Annotated in this window: 28 protein-coding genes, 2 tRNA genes and 1 pseudogene; 8 read left to right on the top strand and 23 right to left on the bottom strand. The window is 60.5% G+C overall.

All coding sequences use genetic code 11. The features are described from left to right. Positions 1 to 477: 477 nt before the first annotated feature. Entirely contained in the window at positions 478 to 825 is a 348-nt protein-coding gene (locus ASG03_RS04540) for a hypothetical protein (RefSeq protein WP_062692473.1), read from the top strand. After that, entirely contained in the window at positions 818 to 4,159 is a 3,342-nt protein-coding gene (locus tag ASG03_RS04535; RefSeq protein WP_062692470.1) for a phage tail tip lysozyme, read from the top strand. Before ASG03_RS04540 ends, ASG03_RS04535 begins: the two co-directional genes overlap by 8 nt. A gap of 98 nt (positions 4,160 to 4,257) precedes the next feature. Here the strand turns inward: ASG03_RS04535 and ASG03_RS04530 are convergent, their stop codons facing one another. The 5 genes from ASG03_RS04530 to ASG03_RS04510 form a co-directional block, all read right to left on the bottom strand. Then, positions 4,258 to 5,142 carry a DUF4238 domain-containing protein gene (locus tag ASG03_RS04530; RefSeq protein ID WP_062692468.1) on the bottom strand — a complete coding sequence of 295 codons (885 nt, stop codon included), beginning with the start codon at positions 5,140 to 5,142 and terminating at the stop codon, positions 4,258 to 4,260. Positions 5,143 to 5,232: 90 nt separating this feature from the next. Beyond that, a complete protein-coding gene (locus tag ASG03_RS04525) occupies positions 5,233 to 5,580 on the bottom strand; it encodes a BrnA antitoxin family protein (protein WP_062693039.1) in 348 nt (115 codons plus the stop codon). Positions 5,581 to 5,654: 74 nt separating this feature from the next. Beyond that, entirely contained in the window at positions 5,655 to 5,903 is a 249-nt protein-coding gene (locus tag ASG03_RS04520) for a BrnT family toxin (protein ID WP_062692467.1), read from the bottom strand. Between the two features lie 181 nt (positions 5,904 to 6,084). Beyond that, positions 6,085 to 8,403, bottom strand: a complete 2,319-nt coding sequence (locus tag ASG03_RS04515) for a hypothetical protein (RefSeq protein WP_156381731.1) — start codon at positions 8,401 to 8,403, stop codon at positions 6,085 to 6,087. Between the two features lie 571 nt (positions 8,404 to 8,974). After that, positions 8,975 to 9,622, bottom strand: a complete 648-nt coding sequence (locus tag ASG03_RS04510; RefSeq protein WP_062692463.1) for an Arc family DNA-binding protein — start codon at positions 9,620 to 9,622, stop codon at positions 8,975 to 8,977. 103 nt (positions 9,623 to 9,725) lie between these two features. Between ASG03_RS04510 and ASG03_RS21355 the strand changes: the two genes are divergently transcribed. Genes ASG03_RS21355 through ASG03_RS04495 form a run of 4 tightly spaced genes read left to right on the top strand, consistent with a single transcriptional unit; the run spans position 9,726 to position 11,818 of the window. After that, complete coding sequence (locus ASG03_RS21355) at positions 9,726 to 9,905, top strand: hypothetical protein (RefSeq protein WP_156381730.1); 180 nt, start codon at positions 9,726 to 9,728, stop codon at positions 9,903 to 9,905. Then, positions 9,892 to 10,488, top strand: coding sequence for a hypothetical protein (locus ASG03_RS04505; protein WP_156381729.1), 597 nt, complete (start codon positions 9,892 to 9,894; stop codon positions 10,486 to 10,488). The genes ASG03_RS21355 and ASG03_RS04505 overlap by 14 nt, the downstream gene beginning before the upstream one ends. Further along, complete coding sequence (locus ASG03_RS04500; RefSeq protein WP_062692459.1) at positions 10,488 to 10,724, top strand: hypothetical protein; 237 nt, start codon at positions 10,488 to 10,490, stop codon at positions 10,722 to 10,724. The genes ASG03_RS04505 and ASG03_RS04500 overlap by 1 nt, the downstream gene beginning before the upstream one ends. Further along, positions 10,721 to 11,818, top strand: a complete 1,098-nt coding sequence (locus tag ASG03_RS04495; protein ID WP_062692456.1) for a tyrosine-type recombinase/integrase — start codon at positions 10,721 to 10,723, stop codon at positions 11,816 to 11,818. Before ASG03_RS04500 ends, ASG03_RS04495 begins: the two co-directional genes overlap by 4 nt. Positions 11,819 to 11,888: 70 nt before the next feature. On the opposite strand, the gene ASG03_RS04490 is transcribed toward ASG03_RS04495, so the two are convergent. The 10 genes and pseudogenes from ASG03_RS04490 to ASG03_RS22220 form a co-directional block, all read right to left on the bottom strand. Then, positions 11,889 to 11,964: transfer RNA gene (locus tag ASG03_RS04490), tRNA-Phe, on the bottom strand. 376 nt (positions 11,965 to 12,340) lie between these two features. Next, positions 12,341 to 12,592 carry a DNA gyrase inhibitor YacG gene (yacG, locus tag ASG03_RS04485; protein WP_062693038.1) on the bottom strand — a complete coding sequence of 84 codons (252 nt, stop codon included), beginning with the start codon at positions 12,590 to 12,592 and terminating at the stop codon, positions 12,341 to 12,343. Positions 12,593 to 12,635: 43 nt separating this feature from the next. Continuing rightward, positions 12,636 to 13,256 (bottom strand): Maf-like protein, encoded by a 621-nt coding sequence (locus tag ASG03_RS04480; RefSeq protein WP_062470418.1) that lies wholly within the window; start codon positions 13,254 to 13,256, stop codon positions 12,636 to 12,638. A gap of 275 nt (positions 13,257 to 13,531) precedes the next feature. Next, on the bottom strand, positions 13,532 to 13,750 hold the full coding sequence (gene infA / locus ASG03_RS04475) for a translation initiation factor IF-1 (protein WP_004435948.1): 219 nt from the start codon (positions 13,748 to 13,750) through the stop codon (positions 13,532 to 13,534). Between the two features lie 251 nt (positions 13,751 to 14,001). Beyond that, the gene (locus ASG03_RS04470; RefSeq protein WP_062692454.1) at positions 14,002 to 14,478 is read right to left on the bottom strand and encodes an arsenate-mycothiol transferase ArsC; all 477 of its coding nucleotides are present in this window, start codon (positions 14,476 to 14,478) and stop codon (positions 14,002 to 14,004) included. 3 nt (positions 14,479 to 14,481) lie between these two features. Further along, positions 14,482 to 14,958 (bottom strand): UPF0262 family protein, encoded by a 477-nt coding sequence (locus ASG03_RS04465; RefSeq protein ID WP_062470414.1) that lies wholly within the window; start codon positions 14,956 to 14,958, stop codon positions 14,482 to 14,484. Continuing rightward, entirely contained in the window at positions 14,955 to 16,259 is a 1,305-nt protein-coding gene (hisD, locus tag ASG03_RS04460; protein ID WP_062692451.1) for a histidinol dehydrogenase, read from the bottom strand. The genes ASG03_RS04465 and hisD overlap by 4 nt, the downstream gene beginning before the upstream one ends. Before the next feature lie 157 nt (positions 16,260 to 16,416). Next, on the bottom strand, positions 16,417 to 16,872 hold the full coding sequence (locus ASG03_RS04455) for a DUF2948 family protein (RefSeq protein WP_062470408.1): 456 nt from the start codon (positions 16,870 to 16,872) through the stop codon (positions 16,417 to 16,419). A 216-nt stretch (positions 16,873 to 17,088) separates the two neighbouring features. After that, positions 17,089 to 18,381, bottom strand: a complete 1,293-nt coding sequence (murA, locus tag ASG03_RS04450) for a UDP-N-acetylglucosamine 1-carboxyvinyltransferase (protein ID WP_062470405.1) — start codon at positions 18,379 to 18,381, stop codon at positions 17,089 to 17,091. Positions 18,382 to 18,647: 266 nt separating this feature from the next. Then, positions 18,648 to 18,836 (bottom strand): annotated as a pseudogene (locus ASG03_RS22220) (hypothetical protein); the annotation flags it as partial. Positions 18,837 to 19,056: 220 nt separating this feature from the next. Here ASG03_RS22220 and ASG03_RS04440 point away from each other — a divergent pair. Then, a tRNA-Thr gene (locus ASG03_RS04440) sits at positions 19,057 to 19,131 on the top strand. A 168-nt stretch (positions 19,132 to 19,299) separates the two neighbouring features. Here the strand turns inward: ASG03_RS04440 and ASG03_RS04435 are convergent. The 4 genes from ASG03_RS04435 to ASG03_RS04420 form a co-directional block, all read right to left on the bottom strand. After that, on the bottom strand, positions 19,300 to 19,989 hold the full coding sequence (locus tag ASG03_RS04435) for a DUF2076 domain-containing protein (protein ID WP_062692445.1): 690 nt from the start codon (positions 19,987 to 19,989) through the stop codon (positions 19,300 to 19,302). Between the two features lie 102 nt (positions 19,990 to 20,091). Continuing rightward, positions 20,092 to 20,808 (bottom strand): Bax inhibitor-1/YccA family protein, encoded by a 717-nt coding sequence (locus tag ASG03_RS04430; RefSeq protein ID WP_062470395.1) that lies wholly within the window; start codon positions 20,806 to 20,808, stop codon positions 20,092 to 20,094. Between the two features lie 58 nt (positions 20,809 to 20,866). Further along, on the bottom strand, positions 20,867 to 21,640 hold the full coding sequence (locus ASG03_RS04425; RefSeq protein ID WP_062692443.1) for an anti-sigma factor family protein: 774 nt from the start codon (positions 21,638 to 21,640) through the stop codon (positions 20,867 to 20,869). Continuing rightward, on the bottom strand, positions 21,627 to 22,163 hold the full coding sequence (locus tag ASG03_RS04420; RefSeq protein WP_062470389.1) for a sigma-70 family RNA polymerase sigma factor: 537 nt from the start codon (positions 22,161 to 22,163) through the stop codon (positions 21,627 to 21,629). The genes ASG03_RS04425 and ASG03_RS04420 overlap by 14 nt, the downstream gene beginning before the upstream one ends. Before the next feature lie 141 nt (positions 22,164 to 22,304). Here ASG03_RS04420 and ASG03_RS04415 point away from each other — a divergent pair, with 141 nt between their 5' ends. Then, complete coding sequence (locus ASG03_RS04415; protein ID WP_156381728.1) at positions 22,305 to 22,529, top strand: hypothetical protein; 225 nt, start codon at positions 22,305 to 22,307, stop codon at positions 22,527 to 22,529. 79 nt (positions 22,530 to 22,608) lie between these two features. On the opposite strand, the gene ASG03_RS04410 is transcribed toward ASG03_RS04415, so the two are convergent. From ASG03_RS04410 to ASG03_RS04395, 4 genes are all read right to left on the bottom strand, one after another. After that, on the bottom strand, positions 22,609 to 22,998 hold the full coding sequence (locus ASG03_RS04410) for a DUF930 domain-containing protein (RefSeq protein ID WP_062470383.1): 390 nt from the start codon (positions 22,996 to 22,998) through the stop codon (positions 22,609 to 22,611). 190 nt (positions 22,999 to 23,188) lie between these two features. Continuing rightward, positions 23,189 to 23,653 (bottom strand): YbaK/EbsC family protein, encoded by a 465-nt coding sequence (locus tag ASG03_RS04405; RefSeq protein ID WP_062692439.1) that lies wholly within the window; start codon positions 23,651 to 23,653, stop codon positions 23,189 to 23,191. Between the two features lie 114 nt (positions 23,654 to 23,767). Continuing rightward, positions 23,768 to 23,956, bottom strand: coding sequence for a hypothetical protein (locus tag ASG03_RS04400; protein WP_062470381.1), 189 nt, complete (start codon positions 23,954 to 23,956; stop codon positions 23,768 to 23,770). Between the two features lie 13 nt (positions 23,957 to 23,969). Next, positions 23,970 to 24,224, bottom strand: coding sequence for a GlsB/YeaQ/YmgE family stress response membrane protein (locus ASG03_RS04395; RefSeq protein ID WP_062472260.1), 255 nt, complete (start codon positions 24,222 to 24,224; stop codon positions 23,970 to 23,972). Positions 24,225 to 24,474: the final 250 nt, after the last annotated feature.

Genomic DNA, 24,474 nt, shown 5'->3' with positions numbered 1-24,474 from the left:
CAAAATAGAGTCGCCAAGTGGCGACTCTATTCACGACCGGCCGGCTTAGGCGGTGCGTTGGCCTTTGCCACCTCGGCAAAAGCCCAGCAGTGGACAATTTGTCCTTTGCTGATAGCGGGTCGGCAAATTTGCGTGCTCGGAAGCGAAGCGACAGCATTGCGATGATGCTTAGGGCCGGCATGTCCTACACGCAGATCGAGAGCGCTACCGCCGCGTCACGCGCTACCATTGCGAAGATCGCCAAGCGATCCGCGTGACAGTGCCTTCCCGTTGAGTCCCAAGTCGCCAAGTTGGCAACTTGGTCACGTCTGTAGGCTTGTTGCACCTGCTGAGGGCTCGATAGAGCGGGAAAGTGCAGCTTCATCTGCATTCTCTTCCACGAAATAGTTTTAGTGGAAGATCATCAGCGTCAACATCGCTCTCGTCGGCACGTTCTGGTCGCGCCGGCTGGAAACTGGATGTCATGACGGTCTCAGATTGACCGATCTTGTCCGTGCCGCAGTCGTTGCCGCATTGGACCGCATCCGAGAGCGTTGGAGCGAGCGGATTATGCAACCCGGAAATGCGAGCGAGTCGGCGGCTGAAGACGCTTTGCGGAAGGCCATTCAGGCGGGCGAGAAAGTGGAGCGGGCAATGTTGATGCTTTGTGGCGGCTTTCGACAAGCTCAGGCGTTGCGGAAGGCGGGCCGAAAGCGAGAGGCAAACGCACGCTTCGATGAATTGATCGAAATTCTTCAGGAGCTCGCCACGCCAGCGCCCGAGCTCTCATTTGGAGGCGTCGCATCAAGTTACTTTGCTAACCGTGGAGACAGCAGTCATGGCTGAGCGCGAACAGAAGATTGTCGAGCTTGTAATCGATGCGACAGGCGCGGAAGCGGGTGCGCGCCGTGTCATGGGAGCTTATGACGGCATAGCCGCGAGCGAAGCGCGGAGAGAGGCGGCAGAGGCTAAGATGCAGGCCGCTACAGAGCGGCAGATGCAGATGTTTTCGACCAATCTGCCGCGCAGCATCGATCAGGCCGCAAACGCTTATGACAATCTGCAGGCCAAGCTCGATCCGCTCTTTCAAGCGCAACTGCGTGCCGAACGCGAGATGACGCAGAGTCTTGCCGTCATTAATCGCGCTGTCCTGCTCGGCGTTACCACTGATCAGGATGCGACACGCGATATCAGTCGCCTGAAGCAGCAACAGATAGAGCAGATCAACCGGGTTCGTGATGCGCAATTGCTCGCCAACGATGCAATCCGGCGGAGTGCAGGGGCGGGCGGCGGTTCGGCCGTGACTGCGGACAACGATAATGCTGTTCGCAGTCGCCGTCAGAACTCCATGTATCAGGTCTTTGACATCGGTCAGGGCCTTTCAGGCGGAATGCCGCTTGCCATGATCGCCGCGCAACAGGGCCCCCAGCTGGCTCAGATATATGCCGGCAACGGCGGTGTTAAGGCTGCTCTCTCCGATACGGCAGCTCTCGCTAGCAGCGCGGCGGCGGCGATCGGGCCCATTGGGCTCGCATTTGGTGCGGCTGGCACCGCCGCCCTCGCGTATTACTTCATCACGAAAACCGAGCAGAAGTCGACGGACGAATTGCTGACGGCTCACGAGGCCAGCATTAAGCGCGTCTCCGACCTCTGGGGGACCGCGGCAACGGCAAAAAGCGCTTACGGTCGTGAAAGCTTCGGTTCGGCCACCTTTGGCCTCGAAACCAACCTGACGGATCTGCTCAAGAAACTAGACGAGGCCAACACGCCAACCATGTTCGGGCAAGGTGAGATTTCGACAGCCATCACCTCGTCTGTCAATGACAACATGAAATTCACGGGCATGAACACTCAAGAGTTTCGTGGGACAACGCTATTCAAGACCCTGTCGGTGGACTTGAAGGCGCTTCAAGATGCCACCATGAACGGCAATTCTGATGCCGTCTTGAGAGTAATCGCGTCGCTTGAAGAGGTGGGGCGCAAGTCCAGCAATGCTGGCGTTAAAGCCATTGCGCAGGACGCGGTCACCGCGCTGGCGCCATTTAAGAATTTGGCGAATGCCGTGCATGAATCCGAGGCAGAACTCGCCCGGCTATTCAACACGGTGGGTCCGAACGGCATGCTGCTGTCGCGAGGAACGGCGAACATGGCCGACATGGGCAACCTCGCTCTCTACCAGTCTCAAGAGCGCGTCGCGCGAGAGCGATCTCAGCAGGCGTATGACGCCCAGGTCGCGGGTCTGAACGCCCGATCGGCGCAAGACAAAGAGAATGCGGCACGGATGGGTGCTGCTGCGCAGTATAACAACGACGAAGATCCTGCCGCGCGCCGTCAGCGAATTAACAACGCCGCATCGCTGGCGCGTCTTCAGGCAGACAAAGCACTCGCGGATGCGCGAGACGAGCGCTCGCGCAACCTTGGCAAGACGCTGGCAGACCAGCAGCTTGAAATCAGTTTGCTTGGCAAGTCCGCCGGCGAGGCGGCGGCTTTGCGCCGTGAGTACCAGCTTATTAGCCAGTTGAAGGATCAGGCGCGGCAGAATGGCGGCATCGTTGATGAAGCCGAAGTCGCGAAGATCCACGAGACTGCGACTGCTGTCGGTGCTTTGACTGACCAACTCAATCTGATGAAGCTCGCTCAGGATCAGCAGTTCGAGCGCGACCAGTTGTTCCGCACTGTGCAAGATCAGGCAATTGCAAGCCAGATGAAGGGCGCAGGTCTTACGGTGGACCTAAATGGGCAAACCGCCGCAACGCTTCGGCAAACGGCTGTTTTGCGTGATCAGATCAAGGCGTGGGAAGACGTTCGCAACGTAGGGCGCAGTGCTATTGATACACTCGTAGACGGCGCGTCTACCGGATTCACTGATATCGAAGGCACGTTCAAGAGTATTGCCTCAAGCATCACGAAGGAGCTGACGACGCTTGCTGTCGGCAATCCGCTCAAGAACACAATCTATGGCGACACACTGCCGACCATGGATACGGTCGGCGGCATTGGCGGGATTTTCAAAGCTCTCACTGGTGGCAGCAATCCAGCGCTCGACGCTGCGAGTCGCAACGTAGGCGCAATGTCGGTGACGGCTGCAAGCGTCGTCGTCAACGGTGGCGCGGGCGCGGCTCTGAATAGCTTCGCCGGGCAGGCCGCAAACAAGAATGATCCATTTGCAGCAGTCCTTAGTAACGACCCGGCAACCTATGGCTCGGGCGAAAAACTGGCGTGGAATTTCTGGAAGTCGAAAGGGCTTTCTGATCCGCAGGTGGCTGGCGTCCTCGGCAACATCAAGGCTGAGAGCGCGTTCAACCCGGCTGCGATCGGAGACGGCGGCGCCGCTAAAGGGCTCTATCAGTGGAATGACCGTGGTCCTTCGATGATCGGCGCAGTTGGCGCAGACTGGAAGAATAACCCGCTCGCTCAGCACGAGTTCGCTTACAAGGAACTGATGGGGCCGGAGAACCGTGCATGGAAGGCTCTCCTTGCCGCTCAGGATACCAAGGGAGCTACGGCTGCCTTCGCTGGCTTCGAGCGCCCATCTGGCTTCTCGTGGAACAATCCCGAGGCTGCTCATAATTTCGTCGGGCGTCTGAATGGCGCGAATGAGTCCCTCGCGAAATTTGGCGGGACGACGAACGCAGCCACTCAGGGCCTCGGCGCGCTCGGTACCGGTTTCGGCCAACTCGGCAGTGCACTTCAGCAGGGAGGCGCGGCAGGCGCACCTGCCTCGGGCGGCGCCAGGCTTTTCGGCTGGCTCGGCAGCCTGTTCGGAGGCGGAGGAGTTTCGCCGACGAGCGCTTCATGGGCGCCAAACACGACCTACAGCAACTTCCTCGCAGGCGTTCCAGGCTTTGCAGATGGCACGGACAGTGCACCGGGCGGATATGCGTGGATTGGCGAGCGGGGCAAGGAGCTGATGCGCGTGCCGCGTGGTGCCGAGATCATTCCGGCGCACCGGACGGCGGCTGCCATCGCGCCATCTGCACCGTCGGTCTCTTTCAAATCAACCGTGATCAACAACTCGTCGGCGCAGGTCGAAGAGCGCGAGACAACCGATGAGAACGGCGGCCGTGGTGTCGAGTATGTCCTGTCTGACCGACTGGCGACGGCGGCCTCCAAGCGCGGCGGTGCGTTCGATCGCCAGCTGCGCGCGCGCGGCGCTACCATGCCGAGGACGCGTCGATGACAGCGTTAATGCCGTAGGCGTCCGACACCCATTAAGCACGCGAACGGTGCGCGATGATGCTGCAAGCAAGGCTGGCACTAGGCCAATAGGTTCTGACATTAGGTGAAAGGTTTCACGGGATTGAAGTATTGCCGCCTTCCCATATGCCGCTTGACGTCACGTATATTCGCATCGTTTACCGCGTAGACTGATTTCCTACCCTGGCCGATTACCGCTTCATTCGCCTCCCTGACAAGTTTTCGAGGATGTATACGAGTGACAGCCTCACGTCCCGCCAGATCGTTGAATCCGACGAACATGCAGGTTGGGCTGATAGTTAAGGCGAAATGTCCGCCCCTCATTCCAAGACCGTTCGTCATGACCAAGGGATGATCTGAAGTCATGAATGGCTTCGCCTTGTCCGTGTTCACTACCCACCACATCGCACGCATGAGTGTTTGCAGCACCTTCTGGTTCTGAATGAGTCGGGTAGCGATGATGATAGTCGAGCGATCTTGGAAGTCTGCGCCTTCCCCTATGAAGTAGTCTCTAAGGCTCTCAGGGTGGTGAGGATCTCGCGCCGCCATATATCGTGCTTGGAATTCAGCATCGGGATTTTCAAACGTGTGGCGCATATGCGCTTTGTATCCACGGATCGTCTCAGGTGTTCGGATCATGAGAGAGAGCAAGAAACGGGCCCACGCGTGCCGGGTCTCGTTATCTTGTGGTATGTCTCCTTTCAGTAGACGATCTCTGGCAAGGGCAGCTTTCCCGTCAACGGCACCCATAAAAATGCGCTCAACGTTGTCACGTGTCTCTTTCGTAGCTCCGCGCAGAATATAGAGGTTTTCCTCCCATCCTGTTTCCATGGTTCCGCGTCGCTTCACCTCTAGGCGTGGCAGCGCTTCGTGCGAGAATTTGAGTTTTCGAAACTCTGTCAGCTTGTTGTCACTGCCAAGCCACGGAAGGAGATAGAATTGCGGGATGTAATGGTGCTTTGTCATGTCTTGCTGGTCTACCTGTGGGCGAAACCGAGACCTGAAAATAGCGTAGCAGATCTACCCGCCAGCCCGATCCTCACCGTTTATGATGCATTACAGGCCCGCCGCTTTGCGCAGCACGTCCTCGATGCGGGATTGCCAACCTTTTCCTGTCGCCTTGTAGGCCTCGATGACCTCCGGCGAGAGACGAAGCGAAACGGGGCGTTTCGGATTCGCAACAGCCGGCCGACCGCGTGAGCGCTTAATACTTTCAGCCAGTTCAGGCAGGGCCTCGGCAAACGTCATGCGCTGGCGGGCCTGCTCGTCAGTGATTTCAGCGTCATCCGGGTCGGCTGCGATCTGGCGCTGTACCTTTGCCTCGTCGGCATCTGTCCATTCTTTCTTGGCGCGGGCATTGCGCACTCGGCACTTGATGGCTTCGGCAAGGGGGCCAGTACGCATTGGCTTTATTTTGATGCGTGAACCAGGTGGGCGACGCTTGATGCGAATGCTCGCCTTCTTCAATTTCGGTGCGGTCATAGCAAACCCCTTTCCTTCCTCGATGCCCGGCGCATCGAAACAACCGAGATGGCCTCAGTGCCGAGCGGCTTGAAGATAACGACGACGACCGCTGTTCCCTGGAACCAGTTCAGCGCCATGAAGCGAGCCTTTTTGGCAGGGAAGATTGCAGCCGTCTCGAAAAACTCTACGGTGAGATCTGCGAAATCCAGACCCCGTTCCATCAGGGTCTTTTCTCGCTTCGGTTCATCGTAAGTGATCTTCATGGGATTATAAGTACCACATTTAATCCGCGTCGCAAGGATAAATGTAGTACGTTAAATCGAAAGGGTGGCTAAGTTTGCCATCCTTTCCCATCACCGCCATCTTCTAGGAGTTGATCATAGTCCTCCCTCGGGAGAGACCTAGTAAACGATGCCGTGATTGGAGGAAAACATGTTGCGCCATTCAATTCTGCTCGGTAGCCCGTGCGCGTTTCACCGCCCGTGATCGTGATCGCTTGTATCGCAGGGAGGCTACGTCATCAGAGCTCATTCCCAAGATTGCCTGCTGAGTGGCATCGGCCAACGTGGTCAGGTCGAAGAAATCTCTGTTGGCGTTCAGGTAATCTGCACGTGCGCCGCCGGCCTCTTCCCATATATGAGAGAGTGGTCCGTCGCCAAAGAGTTCAGTGCCGGTCAGCACGATCAGAGGGCTCGGTCGGACTTGGGTCCAGCCCCATTTAGCCACGGCCCGGAGTCCCTTGATTTCAGCTTGGGAAAGTTCGCCCTTGAGGCATGCCGCCACCAAATATGAACCAGGAAGCAATGCTCCTAGTTCGCAAAGGCGCGTCATATCTTTAGGTTTAAATGACTCGGTAGCGAAACTTTTGCATTCGCCGACGATGGTAATGGGGTCACGTGCTGCCTTCCCAAATCCATCTTCCCGATACCACCCAAAGAAATCGGTTTCGCTTTTGCCCTTAGCGTGGCTAAGCTCAAGTCCCGTTGCATAAGTCAACTCGTTCATGCCGCCCAGGTCTTCAATAAAACGCAGAGTGAGCGCAACTGCGTAACCGCCTCTGGCATAGCCAGGTGTCGCAAACGGGCCGACAACGCGATATTTGAACAGTTTTTGATCTGCATTGCCCTGAGGAAAGGGATAAGACTTGATGCAGCGCGCGCACGAAAGCTGTGTTCCAACATCATCCAAGCTGTACCAGTTTTCTTGCGTGCAGTGGGGGCAGCGAGGCGCTAACCCAAGTTGAAGCAGGCCATCCGACACTAGTCGATCAAGGGTTTTCCACTGTCCGAAGCTCTTTTTTTTAATCGGGGAAAGCACTTTGACCCAATCCTGAACGGTTGCGGTCTTGTCGGAATACTCATCAGCGGAGCCATCTTTCCATTCCGTGCGACTACGTGCCATTTTATCAAGCAGCTCGATAATTGTCTTCTCGCTGAAGATACGTGATCCGTTCAGTCCTCCGACCGAGGCGATGACCTGTTCCGCGACACGTCCGGCATCAGACGGGACAGCGATGATATCGCTTGCCTTAAGCCATGATTGAATAGCCTGTTTGGGGGAAGCAAGGCGAAGGTATGAGTCTTCGAGGGCATAACGATGAAACGTGACATAGCCTTCTCGCGAGACAAACTGATCGCCACTGCTACGCACCGGATAGGTGTCCCGGCTATCGAATGTAGCGGCGGGCAATGCTTCAGCAATCGCCTTTATAGGGTGGTACTGTCGCACCTTAACTACGTTGACAAAGCTTGCGCCATTGCCCCTCGCGTGAACTTTGAAGTTCGGCGTTTGGACAGGAAATCGCAGCGAAATCGGGTCGTTGCCGCTAGGTGTCAGCTGAACTTTTCGAGATCTGAATGACGCAGTGCTAGCCGCCGTACCCCAAATCTGTCCATCCACCTTAGGTTCCTGCCAGATCCGCTCATACCAACCCTGAATGCTAAAACTGCGTTCAGCTAGCCCGGCCGCAAGTAAATCAAGGCGCTTAATCACCGCGTCCGCGTTTAGAGAGCGTGCGATATGGATCGCTGTACGGATCATCACACCGTTCGGATTGGTTGGCAGCAGGCGGTGGTTATCGCGGATGCTGCTCAAAATGAATTCGCGAGACTGCTCAAGCCAGCGCACATTCACGGGAGTTACGTCGTGCGTGAACAGGCGGAAATTCCAAAAATCGATCAGGTCAGTCCCACTAGCCGGATCAAAAATGAATATCGACGGGTTAATCTGGCCTGCATGATGGATGGAGGCGCCGCGTTCTGTGTAAAATAGAGGGAACCCTGCTAAACCTCCTGCGAGCTCCAACCACGTCTCAAACGACGGCGGCCTTAGCTCGGCACTGAACGCTTGTTGATAATTCCGTTGGATATATGCAATGCGCTCGTCAGCGGGAAAATAGCCGAACGAGGCCTCAAAAAATGCAGTGTCGTTCGCTAGTCCTTCTGAGAAGTATAGGATTTGTGGGTCAAGCCGTTTCTGGAACTGGAATTCGTCGGTGAAGAGCTGGCGATAGATATGGACGATATTGGTTCCGACGTTAAGGTCGGCTGCCATACCATGATCCTCCCGAATGAGATCATCGACATCGTAGAAGCGCTGGCGGGCTGACCAGCTCGGCTCCTGACTGATCCCGATAGCATCAAGCTGACCCAATTTCGTTTGTACAAGTAAATCCGGCTCAAAGAAGCGAATGTAACCCTGGCTGATCTGCCGTGGTTGCGCAGGCGACTGATTGCTTGACCAAGAAGTTGGAAGCCGCTTCATGACAGGAATCATTGGACACCTGACGCCGCCCCACATTGTGGACGCAATGCGCATCACTCGACGAATAGAAGCAATGTCGCGGGGGTCGACGAGAAAACCAAGCCGGATCGGGCGGAGAGTGATATCGACGGTTACTGGAGATAGGCTGTCACTTGCTCTCATTACGCCTGAGCCTGCCGCATTAATGCTTTCCCACCGTTCATCTACGAGACGTTAGCGTATAGTTGAATTGAGCTTGCTATGGTAGCGCAGTCTGCTGCTCAGTGATTGATGATTGTCACGAACGGTCATGGCATCACAGACATTCACTAATCTTAATATCGCGCTATTGGCATTTCTCAGTATGACGCACGGCTTGATTGGTTGGCATCGGATGTAGCCTCGGCGTGTCCTATGCGGCTAAAAAGCGGCGTACCTAGGCGACATGAAGCAGTAACAATTTGTCCGTCGCTGACGTAAGGGCGTTAGCCGGCGTACTCTTGTGACGGGCCCAACACCATAAGCCTGAGAGTCGGTCTCGCTTTGGTAATTCAGATGCAGGAGATACGACGCTGAAGTCACTATTCGAAATTTACCAGCGAGGTGGCTTATGGTCGTCACCTTCTATGTTTTCTTGTCGAGCCCTTCGCCAATCAGCATCCTTCTTTCTACCCTCAAAAGTTTGCGCTTCCAATAAAGCTAGCTTTTCTAATTCTAAAGCAGCATATTTCAGCCTGTCGGATAATACGCTTGCACTATCGTTCAGCAAATAACTCAGGAACTGACGGATCTGCAAAACCTTATTGAAGTACAAAACAAAATCTACATCGCGGCTATTGTTAATATCTGACAGATGATCCTTGAGGTCCGCTAACTCTGAAACGGTTTCGGCTATTTTATCGAGGGCGTTGGCATAATCTGATTGCCCACTCGCCGCGTTATCTTTGCCGAAAAATCCTCTTAGGAGATCAGCAACTCGCGCGTCCATCGTCTGATCATGCATGTGGGCATCCACCATGAGGACGTTCCACAAGTCCATGGGCAAGTCGAGCTTAAGGCTATCTAGCCTCTCATCCTCGAAAGACCGATCCAAACGCTTGACGATTTCGGAGTTCATAGAGCGCCCGAAAAGCTCTGCGGAGCTTTTTAGCCGGTCTCGCATCCCGTCAGGAAGCCTCACCACAACTTTGTCTAGAGCGCGACTGGGATATTGCCCGCTCTCATCGTCATTGCCGGACATAGGAACCCTCAAAGAAAAATGGTGGCCAGTGGCCAGCCCTTCATTGACATGTCTGGCAGCTTAGTCAATATGGGCCAGTGGCCAGCATAGAGGTTTTCGCTTCATGGTTAATGACGAACGGAAAACAGAACGCATCCCTGTGATGTTTGAAAAAGATCTGTTGATGCGCCTGGATGACTACGGGTTTAACCGCCGCATACGCTCGCGGTCGGCAACAATCCGACAGTTGGTCCGCGTCGCGCTTGAGGTAATCGAAAAAGAAAAGGGCGATGCCACGGCCTGATAAACCGGCATCGCCCTCTGGATCAATCTTCCCAGAAGGAAAAACTGAAATGCAGAATGGTATAAATCACAGCCATAAACCTATGGCAAGCCGCTCGGCGCGGCTTGAGGTTGGCGATATTATCGATGGGATGGACTGCGCGCGTGATCTCCTCGATGCGGCGATGCTCATCGCGAACGCAGTGGAGAAGGCGCATCAGACCCCGCTCGTGGCTGTCATCATTGAGATTGGGAAACGCCTCGATGCCGCGTACGAGCAGGCGGGGACGTTGTTCGAGACGCTGAAGAAGGAAGAGGCCAAAGGTGTCGAGGCTTCGACCTGGGCTGTTTCCAAGACCGTACCTGATAGCGCAGCTCTGCTGGCATCTCGGTATGGCGAACTCGATATCGTCGAAGTATCAAACCTGCTGACAGATGCTTCCGAGTTTCTGGAAGTTGTTTACATGGCGGCTAGTGATCTTGATGTCGGTCAGGCCCGTCCGATGAAAGTTGCCTGCGGCTCTGCGATCGATGCCCTCCATAAGGCTTGGAAAAAGGTAGACCCTTCTATGGGGGGTCGGATCTCGAAGCCGGGGACACACTGATGTCTAGCGCCACTCTCAATATTAAGGTTTCGCCTCGGCGCATGCTTACGATGCGTGAGGCTGCCGAATACTGCGGACTCTCGGTGAAATTGTTCGGGCGGCTCTGCAAGGTGCCGCCCGTGAAACTCGCGGACGGTTCCGAGCGGCACGATATGCGCGATCTGGATGACTGGATCGATGGCATCAAGCTCGGCAGCACTGACACTGATGCGGACGTTTTGGCGAGGCTCACATGACGAAGGGCCGCGAGAAACGTCAAAATCCCTACAAAGGCTGGAAGATCCAGCAGGACAAAAAGCCGCCCTTCCGGTGGCGCGCCTATCATCGCAAGACCGGGGAGAAGATCGACTGCACCGTGTTCGAGGTCTACTCCCTGGCCTTTAATATGGAGGTCCACCGCATCAACGAGCAGCACAAGGCCATTGAGGCGAAGCCGGGCACTCTCGGCATGCTGATCAAGCTGTATCGCGCCAGCGCCTTCACGAGCGGCGATTTGGCATCGCGGACCATCGCAGACTACGAAAAATGCTTCGAGTATCTGCGCCCGATCGAGGGCACGCCTCTGTCGCGCTTTAACTCGCCGCTGATCGTCAAGATGCGCGACAAGGCTCGTGCATCGCGGAAGGATCATTTCGCAAACTATCTTGTCCGGGTGGTCTCGTTGCTGTTCGCCTGGGGCAAGGAGCGTGGACACGTGTCCGACAATCCAGCGGCCGGCATTCGTGCCATTCGAAAGAAGAAAGGCGCGCCGGCCGCTAACCGGCCGTGGACCGATGCTGAGCGCGACGCCGTGCAAGCGGCCATGCCGAGGCATATGCTTCTGCCATTCACGCTGATGATGTTCTATGGCCTCGATCCTCAGGACGCACTCGCCTTGCCCAAGACTGCTATTCGCGACGGTCGGATAGACACGAGACGGGGCAAGACTGGGCAGGAGGTGTTCCTTCCGCTCTTCGAGCCCGTCAAGGCCGCTATGGAGGCGGCAGGGCCGCATGACGCGATCACGCTCTGTGCGAACAGTCGCGGCAAGCCGTGGACCTACAATGGGTTCTCGACGAACTGGCACAAGCTTAAAACCGATCTTGAGGCAAAGGGCGTCATTCAACCTGGGCTCACGCTCAAGGGCTTGCGGCACACCGTGGCAACGATCCTGCGAGAGATGGGCAAGGACTACGGAACCATCCAGCTCGTGCTTGGGCACGCGACCGAAGCCATGGCGAGACACTACTCAAAGCGCGCCGACATGACGAAACAAACATCGGCCGCTGTCACAGATTTTGAAGCCGAATTGAACAAACGCAAAACGAAAGTTGTCAAACCCGCGTTGTGATTTTGTCAAACTCGGCTATATAAGATTGGATGCGGATATGAAAAAGGCCAACCACAACAAGGACTTAGAGTGGTGCCCGGAGGCGGATTTGAACCACCGACACGCGGATTTTCAATCCGCTGCTCTACCAACTGAGCTATCCGGGCATACCGGCTTCGAAGGCCTTTGAGGCCGTGGGGCTTTGGTTTTCCCCGGGAAGCGAGCGGGGTTATAACATCTTGTTCGGAGGTGTCCAGCCGCAGATGGCGTTTTTCTGACAGAAAATTCGTTTGCGGAACAACCTGTTGATAGAGCTGCGCTTATCACGGCGGCCGAAGCGCCCAAAGCGGCAGCAGGACGCTGGATCGGCGGCCGGCACGGTGCCTGCGCTCCCAGCCGGGCTCATGCAGGTCGCCCGAACGTGTGCAGCGGGTTCGGGAAACGACATGCACCCAAACAAGACGCTTTAGAGCGAGCCACTGGGCACGGCGGCATTGCTGCCATCCCGGCATCCCGGCGTTGGCCTTTTCCTTAAGCGGTCGGCTATTCGTCGTCGCGGGCGCCGCTCTGCAGCGTGTCGTCGGGGTTGTCCTCGTCCTGCGAAACGGGGATGGCATAGGCGCCGGTCAGCCAGCGGCTGAGATCAAGGTCGCGGCAGCGGTTGGAGCAGAAGGGATAGTGCTCGCGGTGGGACGGGCGGCCGCATTCCGGGCAGGGCACGGTCTTGCGCAGCGGCGCGACATTGGAGGCCGGCTTGGGCTCGGCGCCGCCGTCGGTTGCCGCCGCGTCCTGGATCTTGCGGCCGCCTGGCGTTTTCGGGGTGTCGCTGCTCATGCTCTCATCCTTCAAGCCAGGCATCATGCACGTTGAAGCCCTCGCCGGAGAGGAGGGCGACGGTTTCCGTCAGAGGCAGGCCGACGACATTGGAATAGGAACCGACGAGCTTGACGACGAAGCTCCCGGCAATCCCCTGGATGGCGTAGCCGCCTGCCTTGCCGCGCCATTGGCCGGAGGCAAGGTAGCTCTCGATATCGTGCGAGGTCAGGCGGCGGAACCGCACCTTGGTATCGACGACCTTCTGCCGAACGGAGCCGTCCGGCGTGATCAGGCAGATACCGGTATAGACGCGATGGCTGCGGCCGGAGAGAAGCGTCAGGGCCGCCGTGGCCTCTCCAAGGCTTTCGGGTTTCTGTAGAATGCGTCGGCCGACGCTGACGACGGTGTCGGCGGCCAAGAGATAGGCGCCGCGCGCCTCGTCCATGCCCTTCAGCGCTGCCGCCGCCGCCCGCGCCTTCTCGGACGAAAGCCGCCAGGCCAGCGAGCGCGGATGCTCCGTCCGCCTTGGTGTCTCGTCGAGATCCATGGGCATCAACCGCCTGGGCTCGATGCCGACCTGTGCCAGCAGCTCGACGCGGCGGGGCGAGCCGGATGCCAGAATAAGCGTCTGATCGTTTGCCATCGTCTGTCGTTCCCGGATCTCTGCGCAAGGATCTCCCGGCCGGAACCGGTCTTGTGGACAAGGCCCTGCAGCAGGGTGCAGGGCGGCGTCGATGCCGGATCCGGACCAGCCGGGTCGGCAATGACCGTCCTCACCCGAGCCACGCATTCAGCCCTGCAGCGCCGGTCTGCCGGGCAGGGGCTGGCAGCACCTGTCGGGATCGCCCACGATCGCACCGGATCTCTGCCCCGGCAGGATAGGACGACGCCACGGCCGGATCCGGCTTGGCGCGTGCCTTACTTGAAGCGGTAGGTGATGCGGCCCTTGGTCAGGTCGTAGGGGGTCATTTCCACGAGCACCTTGTCGCCGGCGAGAACGCGGATGCGGTTCTTGCGCATGCGGCCGGCCGTGTGGGCGATGATTTCGTGTTCGTTCTCCAGCTTGACGCGAAACGTCGCATTGGGGAGCAGTTCGGTTACGACGCCCGGGAATTCGAGGACTTCTTCTTTCGCCATTGACGATTTGTCTTTCCGAGTTTCATGAAGGCACTGGGCCTCTTTAAAAAATTTGCCGGAAACTACACAATCACCGTCCGTTTGTGAACAGCGGCGTTCCGGTTTTCGATCTTTCCGTCATCAGCCAGGGATTCGGCAACGGCTACACGGCGTCTTTCGACGCTGCAGGCCGGGCACGATGGCGTCGACGAGGGTCCGTGCCGCCGCCGGAGAACGCCTGTTCCCGCATGCGCGGCTGCGCGTGACCCGCTCTATGGCATCTTGCGCGGCGATTGTCCAAGCAAACGATGCCGGATGAGGCTCTCCAGATGGTCGCGGACGTCGCGATAGGCCCCGACGATCTGGTCGCGCTTGCCGATGGCGGCTGTGGGGTCCGCCGTTGGCCAGTATTCCACATCGACCGCCATCGAGCGGGTCAGCTCGAGGGCGCGGTGATGCGCTTCCGGCGCCAGGGTTACGATCATGTCGAAATAGTCATCCTCGAGCTGATCCAGCGTGTGCGGTTCATGGCGCCCGGCGGTCAGGCCCAGCTCGTCCAGCACGACATCGACGAACGGGTCACGCTCTCCGGTCTTGACGCCGGCCGATGCGATATAGGTGCCGGCCGGCAGAAGCGCCTTCGCCAGCACCTCGGCCATGGGCGAGCGGATGGCATTCATGCCGCACATGAACAGCACCGATCGGGGAGGACCGGCGCCGTCGTCTCGCGGTTCAAGCCCCGGCGCCATCGCCTATCCCCGCCAGTAGAGCACGCAGACGAGGGTAAAGAGCCGGCGCGCCGTGTCGAAGTCGAGCCTGATCTTGCCCGAAAGGCGATCCATCAGCGTCTGCGATCCCTCGTTATGGATGCCGCGCCGCCCCATGTCGATCGCCTCGATCTGGCTGGGCGTCGCACTGCGGATGGCCGCGTAATAGCTTTCGCAGATCATGAAATAGTCCCGCACGATGCGGCGGAACGGCGTCAGAGACAGAATATGGGTGATCACGTCGGAGCCGGCCTGCGTGCTCACGTGGAGCACGAGCTTGCTGTCCATCAGCGACAGTTTCAGGCAATAGGGCCCGCCCTCATGGCCGATCGGCTCGAAGCTGTTTTCCTCGATCAGGTCGAAGATGGCAACGGCCCGCTCATGCTCCACATCGGGCGTCGAGCGGCCGATGGTCTCGTCCAGCACGACGTCGCAGAGGCGAAAAGCGGGCCCCTCGCTCATCCCGCCTCTCCGAGGTTCAGGCGGATCGCCACCGAGCGGGCGTGGGCCTCCAGACCCTCGGCGCGCGCAAGCGCGATCGCCGCCGGGCCGAGGTCGCGCAGCTGGTCCGCGCCAAGCCTGAGGATCGAGGTGCGCTTCATGTAGTCGAGCACGCCGAGGCCGGAGGAGAACCGCGCCGAACGCGCCGTCGGCAGGACATGGTTGGAGCCGCCCACATAGTCGCCGATGACCTCGGGCGTGTAGCGTCCGATGAAGATCGCGCCCGCATTGCGGATCTGCGGGATCATTGCGTCCGCATCGGCCAAAGCGAGTTCCAGATGCTCGGCGGCGATCCGGTTGGCGAGATCCGGCGCGTGGGCAAAGTCCTCGACGAGAATGATCGCGCCGAAATCGCGCCAGCTGCTGCGTGCCGTCTCCGCGCGTGGAAGGGTGGCGAGCTGCCGCTCCACGGCGCGCTCGACCGCATCGGCAAGATCGGCATCGTCGGTGATGAGGATCGATTGCGCGCCGGAATCGTGCTCCGCCTGCGCCAGCAGATCGGCTGCGATCCAGCTCGGATCATTGTCTTTGTCGGCAATCACCAGGACTTCGGAAGGCCCGGCGATCATGTCGATGCCGACCGTGCCGAAAACCTGCCGCTTTGCGGCGGCGACATAGGCATTGCCCGGACCCATGATCTTGGCGACCGGTGCGATCGTCGCCGTGCCGTAGGCAAGGGCGGCGATGGCTTGTGCGCCGCCGATCCGGTAGATCTCGGACACGCCGGCCATCCGGGCCGCGGCGAGCACGGCGGGATTGATGTTGCCCGCCAGCGCCGGCACGACCATGACCACGCGCGGAACGCCGGCGACCTTCGCCGGCAGGGCATTCATCAGCACCGAGCTCGGATAGCTTGCCGTTCCCCCGGGAACATAGAGGCCGACCGCATCGATCGGCGTCCATCGCGAGCCGAGACCGACGCCCATGGCATCGGTATAGATATCGTCCTTCGGCAGCTGCCGGGCATGGTGCGCCTCGATCCGCACGGCGGCGACCTTCAGCGCGCCCAGCACCTCGGATGGTACGGCCTCGATCGCGGCATCCACTTCCTCGGCAGAAACGGCCATGGCCGTCGTGGCATGGTCGAGCTTGTCCCATGTTAGCGTATACTCGGACAGAGCCGTATCGCCCCGGGCGCGCACGTCTGCGATGATCCGGCGCACGGCAAGGTCGACATCCTCGGAGACCTCCCGCTTGGTGGTGAGAAAAGCCGCAAAAGCGGCCTCGAAATCGGAAGCGCGGTGATCGAGGCGAATGGCCACTGGGTCTTTATCCTTCCTGTCGGCGGACATCATGTCGGGCCGCGGGCGACCCAAGACGAAACGTCGGGGCGCGCGGTCCGGGAGGCAAGCTGCAGACGCAAGACGGGTCTGCAGCCGGGATCGGCTCGGCCCGCGTCAAGCGCCGGCCGGCACCGTCTCAGCTTTCCGGATGGTGCGGCCTGAAAGCGGTTTCCCATGCCCCGCCCGTGTCCGCAAGCTGTACCTCGATACATTCCACATTCAGCGCGATCGTCGCGTCGCCGGCGAGAACCAGTTCCAGCACGCCGTCCGGGCCTTCGCCCTGAGGCTGAAAGCGCAGCGCGAGCAGCGACAGCACCGCGTCCGGGTCCGTCCTTGCGACACCGATGGAGCGCACGGAGGTGACCCGGTGGAACCCGATCACGGCGCGGCGGCGCTCGTTGGTCTTCTTCTTGGAAAGCGCCGGCTCGCCCCCCACCGTCTTTTCCCAAACGAAGCGGTTCACCACCAGGGCGAAGCTGCCGGTCCGGGGCGTGTAGGATATGCCCTCGACCTTGAAGACCGCATCCTGCACATGCGCGGAAAGGATCTCGAGGTCCTGGGCGTCAAGCGCCATGAGCTTCAATGCGTCCATAAGGTCCTGCCTGTCAGATCCTGCCTGTAATGCACGATCCTGCGAGTGAGATCCCGCCCGGGATCCGCCTATGCGAGCGCACCTTGGGCGAACGGGCTTCTGCGGTGTCGTCTGCAATCCGGCTGCAATCCGGCTGCCGGACCGCCGGGTTCCGTCATCCACAGCAGAGATAGGTCGCGGCCGCGGCTTGCGCAACGGGCCGCGACCCGCACGGCATCAGTCGGTCACGCGCTCGACGATCGCGCCGCAGCGCGTGAGCTTCTCTTCCAGCCGCTCGAAGCCGCGATCCAGATGATAGACGCGCGACACCATCGTGTCGCCTTCGGCCACCAGGCCCGCAATGACGAGCGACACGGAAGCGCGCAGGTCGGTCGCCATGACCGGGGCGCCCTTCAGGCGCGGCACGCCCTCGATCTTCGCCGTCTGTCCGGACAGGGTGATCCGTGCGCCGAGCCGCGCGAGCTCCTGCACATGCATGAACCGGTTTTCGAAGATCGTCTCGGTGATGTGCGAAACGCCGCTGGAACGCGTCATCAGGCCCATGAACTGCGCCTGCAGGTCGGTCGGGAAGCCCGGGAAGGGGTCCGTCACCACATCCACCGGCTTGATGCCGCCGCCGTTGCGGTAGACCCGGATGCCGGTTTCGGTCGGCGTGATCTCGGCGCCCGCGCGGCGGATCGCTTCGAGCGCCGTGTCGAGCAGGCTTGCATCGGTGCCTTCCAGCACGACGTCGCCGCCGGTCATTGCGACGGCCATCGCATAGGTCCCGGTTTCGATGCGGTCGGGCAGCACCCGGTGGCGCGCGCCGGAGAGCGATGTGACGCCCTCGATGGTGATGGTGGAGGTGCCGGCGCCGGTGATCTTTGCGCCCATGGCGTTCAGGCAGTTTGCAAGATCGACCACCTCGGGCTCGCGCGCGGCATTGCCGATCGTCGTCGTGCCATTGGCAAGCGTTGCCGCCATCATCATGACGTGCGTTGCGCCGACGGAAACCTTCGGGAACACATAGCGCGCGCCGATCAGGCCACCCGTGGGGGCCGTCGCATTGATGTAGCCGCTGTCGATTTCGATGTTCGCACCAAGGGCGGCGAGACCTTCGATGAACAGGTCGACCGGCCGGGTGCCGATGGCGCAGCCGCCGGGCAGCGACACGCGGGCCTTGCCCTCACGGGCCAGAAGCGGCCCGATGACCCAGAAGCTCGCGCGCATCTTCGAAACGAGTTCGTAGGGCGCCGTGGTGTCCACGATGTTGCGGCAGGTGAAATGGATCGTGCGCGCATAGCTTTCGCCCTGCCGCTCGCGCCGGCCATTGACCGAAATGTCGGCGCCGTGATTGCCGAGGATGCGGATGAGCTGCTCGACGTCGGCAAGATGCGGCACGTTCTCCAGCGTCAGCGTGTCGTCGGTGAGGAGTGATGCGATCATCAGCGGCAGGGCGGCGTTCTTGGCGCCGGAAATCGGGATGATCCCGTGAAGCTCGTTGCCACCGGTAATTCTGATGCGATCCATGATCGGTCCTCGTCAGGGCTGAAGCGCCCCTGCATGATAGATATGCCGTTCGTCGGCAGGAAAGCGGCTTCCATAAAGCAAGCCGGCGCAAATGAGAAGCGACCCCGGGGGGACGCGAAGGCGGAGGGTGGTCCGCAGGCGATATCGGCGCAGGAGGATGCCGACGCCGCGCATTATGTGGAGGATTCGTCCGGATTTGCGGCAGGATCGGACGAAGCGGGCACCGCAGGGCCACCATCGCCCGCGTGGTTGCTGTGATGCGTCGTCTCTTCGCCGGGAGCCGATTCGGCGGCCGGCAAGCCCACGCCGTCATCGGCATCGCCCGCACGGCGTGCTCGCCCCTGCTGCTTGCGACGCTGAAGGTTCTCCCGCAACGTCCGCGCCGCCCGCTCCCGCCGGGCCTGGGCCTGTCGTTCCGCCTCGCTCATGTCGCTGCTCCCCTTCCTCACGCCCAATGCTGGCCCCGACGCGCGCGCGTCGCGGCGCCCCTGCTGGTTGGTCCGGTCGCCTTCCTATAGAATTGGCGCGTTCCGCGAAAGCCGAGGCGTGTCGCTCGCCGCCTGCAAATGCCCCAAACGCAAGAAAACCGCGACACGCGCCTTGCGCTCCCCGAAAACCTATGGCAATAGGCCCTCGCTCCGACACGGTCGCCAACGCGCCGCCGCTGTCTTCAGTGCTGCTATAGCTCAGGGGTAGAGCACTCCCTTGGTAAGGGAGAGGCCGAGAGTTCAAATCTCTCTAGCAGCACCATTCAACTTCTTCTCTTCTTCAACTTACTTCGCCCGTCCGAACGTGATCCACGACGTGGACGCAGATGCTGTCCCGCATCTCCGGCGGATTGCGCCCCAATGAGCCGCGGTCGCACGAAAAAGAGCCGGCGTTTGGCCGGCTCTTGGATTCGTCAGATCGTTTGGGGGATCAAAAATCCATGTCGCCCATGTCGTCCCCTCCCATGTCGTCGGCGCCCATGTCGGCTCCGGCATCGTCCGCCGGGGCTTCGGCCGGTGTTTCGGCCGCGTTTGCCTCGCCTCCGGAGAACATGCTGCCGATGGCGCTCCCGATGAGCATGCCGCCGGCAACGCCCATGGCGGTCTGCGCGGCGCCCTGCAGGAAGCCGCCGCCGGCCCGCTGGCCCTGCTGAACCGCACCCTGGTTGCCCCAAGGGCTGGTTGCCTGGCCGGTTGTCGGGCCGTTTGCCGGGCCGCCTGGGTGGCTTGCGGGTGATTGGCCCATGGGGTTCACTTGGCCGTACCCGCCTTGCGACAGCTGGCCGTAGGTGTTGGCCGGCGCCGCTCCGCGGGCCGGGGCCGCCCGGCTTCCGCCGCCGAACAGGCTGGAGAGCAGTCCGCCGGACGAGCGGCCCGAAGACTGGCCCGACGCCTGGCCCGAAAACTGGTGCTCCAGCTCCTGGATCCGCTGCTCGGCGGCCGCCAGGGCCTGGTCCTGGACCACGATGGTCTGTGCCATCAGATAGGGGGCCGTCGGCTGGGCGGCGATTTTCTGGCCGATGAAGGCATTGGCCTCCTGGTCGAGCGGTCCGGATTGGCGCTCGACCTCGGCAATGCGGGAAAAGAGCCCGTCGATTGCCTGGCGGTCATTGCTGTCCATGGTGATGTGTCTCCGTCATCTCGTGCGCAACGCAACGGTTGCAAGGACTGTTGTCGGGGCCTTCCGGCCGTCCGGCCGGAAGGCGTAGGGCGGGCGATGGCGCTATTCGCGCTCGCCGGTGAAGTTCAGCAGGAGCTGGAAGATGTTGACGAAGTTGAGGTACAGCGACAGGGCGCCGAAGACGGCAAGCTTCTGCTGCGATTCCTGATCCATGTTCTCGGCGAACTGTTCCTTGATGTTCTGCGTGTCGTAAGCCGTCAGGCCGACGAACACGACGATGCCGATGACCGAGATGGCGAACTGCAGGGCCGACGAACCGAGGAAGATGTTGACGACCGAGGCGATGACCACGCCGATCAGGCCCATCATCAGGAACGAGCCCATCTTCGACAGGTCGGCCTTCGTCACGTAGCCATAGAGGCTGGTCGCGCCGAACATCGTCGCAGCGATGAAGAAGGTGCGGGCGATGCTCGTCTCGGTGAACACGAGGAACACGGAAGCGAGCGAGAGCCCCATCACGGCGCAGAAGGCCCAGAACATTGCCTGTGCGGCGGCGCCCGAAAGGGTTTGCAGCCGAAACGACATGAAGAGCACGAAGCCGAGCGGGGCGAGCATGACGACCCATTTCAGCGGCGACTGGAAGATGGGAACGTAGAGTGCCGGCGTCGTGCCGACGATGAAGGCGACGAGGCCGGTGACCACGAGGCCGAGGCCCATGTAGTTGTAGACCCGGAGCATGTGCTGGCGCAGAGCCTGATCAAGGAAGGCGCCGCCTTGGACCGTGGCGCCGTAGCGGGGGCCGGGATTGCTGAAGCTCATTGGGGTTCTCCTTTGGAATGCGGGATGTGATTACCTCTGGTCGCGTAGCGACCGAAGATCAGTAAAGGGTTTCGAAGAGGCGTTCCGCCGTCTGCGTCAGCTTGGCATCGCCTTTCGGCGAGACGAGCGCATAGGCGACGTCGCCGATCTGCCAGTCCGCCGCCTCGATGCCGTCGATCGCGTAGGTCTTGACCGGTCGAACCGAGAAGGCCCCCGGGCGAACGGCAAAGAGGGACATCTGCACCTTGTCCGGCGTGCGGATGGCGAGCTCCACGCTCGGGCCGAAGCGCGAGGGGAACACCTGCACGTCGACGACCGTCCAGCTGTCCGGCAGGGCCGGCATGACGATGGCGGTCGCGGCGCGGATGTCCTCGCGGTCGTAGGTGTGAACCTCCGGCTGCGACGCCATGGTCTCGCGGATCTCCGCCGTGCGGTGGGCCCGCACAGCCTCCTCGACATGCGCCGGCGGTGGCTCGGATGCCACGACTTCCGTTACCTGGAAGGGGCCGAAGCTCGTACTGGCAACCCAGCCGGCACCGACGAGCAGGCCGATGGCGGCCACCCGCCGCAGCTGCTGGCTGACACCGCGAAAGCGCAGGCCGCTTTCGAGGCGCCGGGCCGCGTCGCGTGTCTGGCGCGTACCGCCGGGATCGACCGTCGCCTGCAGTGACAGGCGCAGTTCGCCCCGCAATGCCAGATCGCCCATCACGCGGGCCGCGGCCTCCGGGTTTCGGGCCAGATGCGCTTCGACCTGCAACCGCCGCTTCGGCGTCAGCTGGTTGTCGACATAGGCATCCAGGTCGCCGTCGAGGATCGGATCAGCCATGGTCATTGTCGGTACCTCCAACGATCTTGAGGTGCGTCGGCGCGCGGCCTTCCTCGAACGCGCGCAGGCGGGCCCGCGCGCGGGAAAGGCGCGACATCAGCGTCCCCACGGGTATGTCGAGGACGCGGGCGGCGTCCTGGTAGGACATCTCGTCGAGGGCAACGAGATGCAGGGCTGCGCGCTGCTCTTCGGGAAGGCTGAAGAAGGCCTCGCGCAGCTGTGCGAGACGAACGACATCTTCCGCCCCGCCTTGATGCAGTCCTTCCGACAGCAAGGCGGCTTCCTCTGCGCGCCGCGTCTGCGAGCGTTTGCGGCGCAGGCTGTCGACATGCGTGTTGTGAAGAACGGACATCAGCCATGTCCGCAGGTTGGCACCCTGGCGGAATGTCGGTCGACGCTCATAGGCACGCATCAGCGCGTCCTGCACCAGATCCTCCGCATCGTGCGGATTGCGCACGAGCGAGCGGGCGTAGCGCCGGAGAGCGCCGAGCTGGCCGATGACATCGAAGGGGCTTTTCCTGTCGTCCATGCCCCATATACGCACGTCAAGCTGTGCTTATTCCCGTGGCCTGAAAATTTCTTCCCGAACAATAGCGCCAAGCCATGAATTAGAGTAACCTAAATCATGGAAGCGTCTTGCATGTGCGAGTTCTGTTAAGGGATGGGTGATATGCTGGAGAACGCAAGGGGCCAAGCCCCGGACGGCGGATCGACCCTGGAGGAGGTGGTTTCGCGAGAATGGCTGATCGACCAAGGGAAATGCGGCCGCCTGGTGCTGGCACCAGAGGCAGCCGTGGAGGACATGGACATGGCGACGCATATGATGCGCACACTTCTGACCACTGTCGGATTGCTGACGGTTTCGATGACCCTCATGCTCTGGGCGGCAAACTAGGTCTGCCGCTCGGATTCAGGAGCGCCTGAGGTCGGGAGCACTTGAGGTCAGGAGCGCCTGAGGTCAGGCATGCCCGCCGTCAGGGATAAAGATAGTGCCGTTCCCAGGCATCGTGCGGGATCAGGCTGCCGATCTCGTATTTGAACGATTTCACGTTGATATGATCCGGGCCGGTCGTGCAGCGGAATTTCAGCCGGTACCACTCGCCCTCACTCCGAAAGACCGCTCCTGGCGCCGTGATCGTGTTCGTGGCCGTCACGGGATCGCCGAAGGCATAGGCAATCACCTTGTCAGGACGATAGGTGTTCTTGTCCTTGTTGATGCGCTCCATGGCTTCGGTATCGCAGCGCTGCTCCAGCCGAGTGGCCGGGTCGAGCTTCTGGAACTGGGAAACAAGCCGTTGATCCATGGCGGCCGTCGAGGTGGCGGCGCATGCCGCCAGCAGAGCCGACAAGGCTATTCTGTTCATGCGTTGATTCTCTCGCTATCGGTCGGAGCCCCGCTTCAAGGCCATTTTCTTGTCCATTCAATGGCGGAAAAAAGGCGCGAGCACCTGCGATGGCTCATGTGCGTATGAACGCACGCTCTGAGCGTCCTCTATCCCCTTGATTTAAAAGACATTTTCTGAACGGACATGGCTGACCGACAGATGCGCCGATTTATGGCGCTGCCGCCACGTCGATCCATGTCGCGCCGGTGATTTCCGCTATGCGCTCGGGCGAAATCCGCACGGCGGCGTTGATCGCACCGGCTGCTGGCACCACGATGTCGAAGGCACGCAGCGAGAGATCGCAATAGATCGCAAGAGGCCGAGGCAGGCCAAACGGACAGACGCCGCCGACCGGATGACCCGTTTCGCTTTCGACGTCGGCGAGGTCGAGCATGCGGGCCTTGGTGCCGAACCGTGCCTTGAATTTCTTGTTGTCGAGACGCGCCTCGCCGCCGGTGACAATCAGGATCACCTCGTCGCCCAACCGGAGCGCCAGGGTCTTGGCGATCTGCGCCGGAACGACGCCGTGCGCGGCGGCCGCCAATGCCACGGTCGCCGTGCTTTCCTCAAGGACGATCACGTCGAGGTCGGGTGCCGTCTCGGCAAGAAAGGCGGTCACGGAGGAGAGACTCATGAGGCTGGCCGTTTCCCTGTTTTCGCGCCGCCGCGTGCCAGTCGTTCCCGACCGAACGCAGACGGCAGCGACGCACCCCTGCGAGCCCGTCGCCAAACTCTGTTCAACACGTGTTCAATCGTCGTTGGATGCGTCAAGATCCTCGGGCCGGATGCCTTGCTGGCCATGAGGAAGGTAGCCGTGGCTCGTGAACCAGTTCTCGAGGATGGCGGCAATCGCGGCATCCCGGCTGTCGATCTCCGGATGGTCGGAGATGAAGGATGCGAGGGCGGATTCGATCTTGGGATCTGTCGTGCTGGTCATCGATATCGTGTCCTCAGGCCCGCTTGATCACGCGAATGAGCACGAGCAGGATGATCGCGCCGAGGGTCGCATGGATGATGGCAGCGAGAATGCCGCCGCCGATCCCGAAGCCGAGACGGGGGAACAGCCAGCCGGCGATGAAGGCACCGAGAATGCCGACGATGATGTTGCCGACGAGGCCGAAGCCGAAGCCGGACACGATGAGGCCGGCGAGCCAGCCGGCCACGGCCCCGATCAGCAGGAAGATGAGGATGCTTTCGATACCCATGGATGGTTCCTTTCCGAATGGATGAACCAGGAGATAGGGCAGCATGGGTCCGGGGTTAGATCTTCACCGGCAGGAAATATGCGTGAACGGATCGTCCCGGAATGGGTCAGAGAACCCGGGCGGGCAGCGTGACGCGGCCATCCTCGATGTTGAGAAGCGCGGAGATGGCAGCGAGCGTCAGGCATGCGATGAGGGTGGCGCTCAGTCCGAGAACAATCATTGCCCGTTTCCTTTTCGCGTCACCGTCATG

The organism is Rhizobium sp. Leaf341, assembly GCF_001424325.1.
In the GTDB taxonomy this organism is placed as follows: domain Bacteria; phylum Pseudomonadota; class Alphaproteobacteria; order Rhizobiales; family Rhizobiaceae; genus Ferranicluibacter.
Note: the sequence above shows the minus strand (reverse complement) of the source record. Positions and strands in the feature narration are given on the sequence as shown.

Bases quoted from the DNA above. Each gene is read 5' to 3' on its own strand.
- murA (WP_062470405.1), bottom strand. From the start codon at position 18,381: ATGGATCGCATCAGAATTACCGGTGGCAACGAGCTTCACGGGATCATC.
- ASG03_RS04465 (WP_062470414.1), bottom strand. From the start codon at position 14,958: ATGAGCGAGGGGCCCGCTTTTCGCCTCTGCGACGTCGTGCTGGACGAG.
- ASG03_RS04430 (WP_062470395.1), bottom strand. From the start codon at position 20,808: ATGAGCTTCAGCAATCCCGGCCCCCGCTACGGCGCCACGGTCCAAGGC.
- ASG03_RS04510 (WP_062692463.1), bottom strand. From the start codon at position 9,622: ATGTCCGGCAATGACGATGAGAGCGGGCAATATCCCAGTCGCGCTCTA.
- ASG03_RS04535 (WP_062692470.1), top strand. From the start codon at position 818: ATGGCTGAGCGCGAACAGAAGATTGTCGAGCTTGTAATCGATGCGACA.
- ASG03_RS04525 (WP_062693039.1), bottom strand. From the start codon at position 5,580: ATGCGTACTGGCCCCCTTGCCGAAGCCATCAAGTGCCGAGTGCGCAAT.
- ASG03_RS04500 (WP_062692459.1), top strand. From the start codon at position 10,488: ATGTCTAGCGCCACTCTCAATATTAAGGTTTCGCCTCGGCGCATGCTT.
- infA (WP_004435948.1), bottom strand. From the start codon at position 13,750: ATGGCGAAAGAAGAAGTCCTCGAATTCCCGGGCGTCGTAACCGAACTG.
- ASG03_RS04520 (WP_062692467.1), bottom strand. From the start codon at position 5,903: ATGAAGATCACTTACGATGAACCGAAGCGAGAAAAGACCCTGATGGAA.
- ASG03_RS04415 (WP_156381728.1), top strand. From the start codon at position 22,305: ATGCTGGAGAACGCAAGGGGCCAAGCCCCGGACGGCGGATCGACCCTG.
- ASG03_RS04495 (WP_062692456.1), top strand. From the start codon at position 10,721: ATGACGAAGGGCCGCGAGAAACGTCAAAATCCCTACAAAGGCTGGAAG.
- ASG03_RS04400 (WP_062470381.1), bottom strand. From the start codon at position 23,956: ATGACCAGCACGACAGATCCCAAGATCGAATCCGCCCTCGCATCCTTC.
- ASG03_RS04435 (WP_062692445.1), bottom strand. From the start codon at position 19,989: ATGGACAGCAATGACCGCCAGGCAATCGACGGGCTCTTTTCCCGCATT.
- ASG03_RS21355 (WP_156381730.1), top strand. From the start codon at position 9,726: ATGGTTAATGACGAACGGAAAACAGAACGCATCCCTGTGATGTTTGAA.
- ASG03_RS04530 (WP_062692468.1), bottom strand. From the start codon at position 5,142: ATGACAAAGCACCATTACATCCCGCAATTCTATCTCCTTCCGTGGCTT.
- ASG03_RS04405 (WP_062692439.1), bottom strand. From the start codon at position 23,653: ATGAGTCTCTCCTCCGTGACCGCCTTTCTTGCCGAGACGGCACCCGAC.
- ASG03_RS04410 (WP_062470383.1), bottom strand. From the start codon at position 22,998: ATGAACAGAATAGCCTTGTCGGCTCTGCTGGCGGCATGCGCCGCCACC.
- ASG03_RS04395 (WP_062472260.1), bottom strand. From the start codon at position 24,224: ATGGGTATCGAAAGCATCCTCATCTTCCTGCTGATCGGGGCCGTGGCC.
- ASG03_RS04515 (WP_156381731.1), bottom strand. From the start codon at position 8,403: ATGAAGCGGCTTCCAACTTCTTGGTCAAGCAATCAGTCGCCTGCGCAA.
- ASG03_RS04455 (WP_062470408.1), bottom strand. From the start codon at position 16,872: ATGGACGCATTGAAGCTCATGGCGCTTGACGCCCAGGACCTCGAGATC.
- ASG03_RS04480 (WP_062470418.1), bottom strand. From the start codon at position 13,256: ATGGCAAACGATCAGACGCTTATTCTGGCATCCGGCTCGCCCCGCCGC.
- ASG03_RS04420 (WP_062470389.1), bottom strand. From the start codon at position 22,163: ATGGACGACAGGAAAAGCCCCTTCGATGTCATCGGCCAGCTCGGCGCT.
- ASG03_RS04505 (WP_156381729.1), top strand. From the start codon at position 9,892: ATGCCACGGCCTGATAAACCGGCATCGCCCTCTGGATCAATCTTCCCA.
- ASG03_RS04470 (WP_062692454.1), bottom strand. From the start codon at position 14,478: ATGGCGCCGGGGCTTGAACCGCGAGACGACGGCGCCGGTCCTCCCCGA.
- ASG03_RS04425 (WP_062692443.1), bottom strand. From the start codon at position 21,640: ATGACCATGGCTGATCCGATCCTCGACGGCGACCTGGATGCCTATGTC.